4 protein-coding genes are annotated in these 2,242 nt (G+C 34.6%); 2 read left to right on the forward strand and 2 right to left on the reverse strand.

Translation table 11 applies throughout. The annotated features are described in order from the left end of the window. A partial coding sequence (locus tag LACDD01_RS05140; protein WP_082779267.1) for a GyrI-like domain-containing protein occupies window positions 1-433 on the reverse strand: 433 nt, incomplete at its 3' end. 236 nt (window positions 434-669) lie between these two features. Next, window positions 670-903 (reverse strand): 30S ribosomal protein S20, encoded by a 234-nt coding sequence (gene rpsT / locus LACDD01_RS05145; protein ID WP_004259004.1) that lies wholly within the window; start codon window positions 901-903, stop codon window positions 670-672. Window positions 904-1,053: 150 nt separating this feature from the next. Here rpsT and LACDD01_RS05150 point away from each other — a divergent pair, with 150 nt between their 5' ends. Both LACDD01_RS05150 and LACDD01_RS05155 read left to right on the forward strand, forming a co-directional pair. Continuing rightward, window positions 1,054-1,563, forward strand: coding sequence for an HD domain-containing protein (locus LACDD01_RS05150; RefSeq protein WP_017368896.1), 510 nt, complete (start codon window positions 1,054-1,056; stop codon window positions 1,561-1,563). Window positions 1,564-1,994: 431 nt separating this feature from the next. Then, the gene (locus LACDD01_RS05155) at window positions 1,995-2,204 is read left to right on the forward strand and encodes a hypothetical protein (RefSeq protein ID WP_061413543.1); all 210 of its coding nucleotides are present in this window, start codon (window positions 1,995-1,997) and stop codon (window positions 2,202-2,204) included. Window positions 2,205-2,242: the final 38 nt, after the last annotated feature.

Raw genomic sequence — 2,242 nt, forward strand, 5'->3', positions numbered from 1 at the left:
CTGTAATCTTTTCATATTTTACTTGAGAAAAATCTTGTTTTTTCTTTGAAGCTGTGTCTTTTTTCGCCCACTCAACAATTTCTTCAGTTACAAATTCTGGCATCCGAATCATAACTTTCCAAATCAGTTCTTCTTTACGTAGAGGCTCATTAGCCTTTGGAGCTGTCCGGCTTGTCCACAAACCCTCCAAGGGCGGCACAACAAAACGGTAAAACTGTGGAATCACCACATCTTCTCTTTTGTAGGACATTGAAATAGCATATGCTATAGGATAAAGTGAAGCAATCGCTTCTTGGAAAGCTGTACCAGCTGGTGCACCTTGACCAGAAACAGTCAAATAAGACATCTCAGGTACAGTAATTACTTCAATTTTTTTAGGAAAATAAAACTCTTTTTCAGTTTTTTTAAAATCTACTTTTATAGAATCTGTCATTGTTTGGTATCGGAAATAAGCAGAAAATTATTTCTTTTTTTCCACTCTCCTCTCCTTTCTTTGTCGCTGGCAACTCCCTGCCTAGGTCACCTATAAATTCAACGTTGTTAATAACATTATTATAACATTTATCTTACATGTTTTATTTCTATCATCAGCTTCATCCAAAGTTCTCCCATTTTTAGAGTAAAAAAAAATCCTATCAGCAGACAGGAATATTTTTTTGCAATTAAGAATTAGCCCAATTTAGCTGCCAAACGTGATTTGTCACGTGAAGCTTTGTTAGCGTGGATAAGACCTTTTGATGCAGCTTTGTCGATTGCAGAGCTTGCAGCTTTGAATGTGTCTTCGCTTGGTGCAGTTTCAAATTTTTTGATTGCAGTACGCATTGCAGATTTTTGTTGTGAGTTGCGTTCGTTAGCAACAACGTTCAATTCAGCGCGTTTGATTGCAGATTTGATATTAGCCATTATTTCCTCCAAATTTTTGTAATACCTATAAATTATACAGGATTTTTAGCTTTTTAGCAACTGTTTGTCAAAAGAAAATTGAAATATTTTTCTTTTTTCTTGTGTCAAATTGCATATCGCTATTTACATTTTATAGAATGGTGCTATAATATGAATATGAAATTAGATGAAAATCCATGGTTGACAGATGCCGAGTTTATGAGTTATGTTGGTCACTTTCTTGAAATGCCGGAACTGAAACAGCTTGATGAAATCACACATCACTATACTTCAACACGTTTGATTCATTCAATCAAGGTAAGTTATGTGAGCTATTTAGTTTGTAAAAAGATGGGCTGGAATGCAAAATCTGCTGCCCGTGCAGGTCTCTTACACGACCTTTTCTACTACGATTGGCGCGACACTAAATTTAACAAAAGTCATGCCTATGTTCATCCTCGTATCGCTGCCCGTAATGCAGCAAAAATTACTACCCTTTCTGATCTTGAGTACGACTGCATCGTCAAACATATGTGGGGGGCTACAATAGCACCGCCACGTTATAAAGAAAGCTGGGTTGTTACCTTAGCAGACGATTATGTCGCAATGACTGAAGGCGTAGAAACTGCACGTTTCAAATGGAAAACGCGCAAATACTTTAAACGTCACCTTCCAATTTGAACTATTAACATAACAATAGTTCATGAGAAGCATCTAACCATTGGTTAGATGCTTCTTTTTTTATTTTTTCAGACATTCAAGAGGTTTAACACCTTTTTTACCCCTAAGTTGACAAAAATGTGAAAATTATAAAGCGTACTAGATAAAATTTATAATGTTATTTTATCACTGTAGAATAAAAGAAGGTATAAATTCTACTTCATATTTATACTTTCTAAAATTTTCGGAAGTAAAAAAGATGATGAATGTGCCACTTTGTAGTATTTTTTTCCTTGCTCAAAAATTAATGACTTCAATATCACAAGGGAAAGCTATTAAATCCTTAAAAATCAGAGCAATTTTAACTTTTCTTAACCGCTACCATGTTATAATATTGGTAAGCTTATCGTTCGTAATTTTTTACTCAACTTTATGGAAAGGGGCTTAATATTATGAGTCTTTCAAAAGAACAACGCGTGCATGATTTGGCCTTGTGCATACTAAATAATGTCAATATGACTGAAAGTTTGTTCTCTGCTTTAGAGAAAGCAAACGAACTATCCGCCAGCGATGCTTACCCTAAAAAATATGCTGTAGCTTATACAGTACTAACACAAAAGCTCCAAGATGAACTCACTGATTTTGATGATTTAACTTTTTGAGGCTAAAAGTTAAAATAAAAAAAGACTGGTTTTAAAGA

Origin of the sequence: Lactococcus sp. DD01 (assembly GCF_001578715.1) — a bacterium.
Taxonomy (GTDB): domain Bacteria; phylum Bacillota; class Bacilli; order Lactobacillales; family Streptococcaceae; genus Lactococcus; species Lactococcus petauri.

Bases quoted from the DNA above. Each gene is read 5' to 3' on its own strand.
- rpsT (WP_004259004.1), bottom strand. From the start codon at position 903: ATGGCTAATATCAAATCTGCAATCAAACGCGCTGAATTGAACGTTGTT.
- LACDD01_RS05150 (WP_017368896.1), top strand. From the start codon at position 1,054: ATGAATATGAAATTAGATGAAAATCCATGGTTGACAGATGCCGAGTTT.
- LACDD01_RS05155 (WP_061413543.1), top strand. From the start codon at position 1,995: ATGAGTCTTTCAAAAGAACAACGCGTGCATGATTTGGCCTTGTGCATA.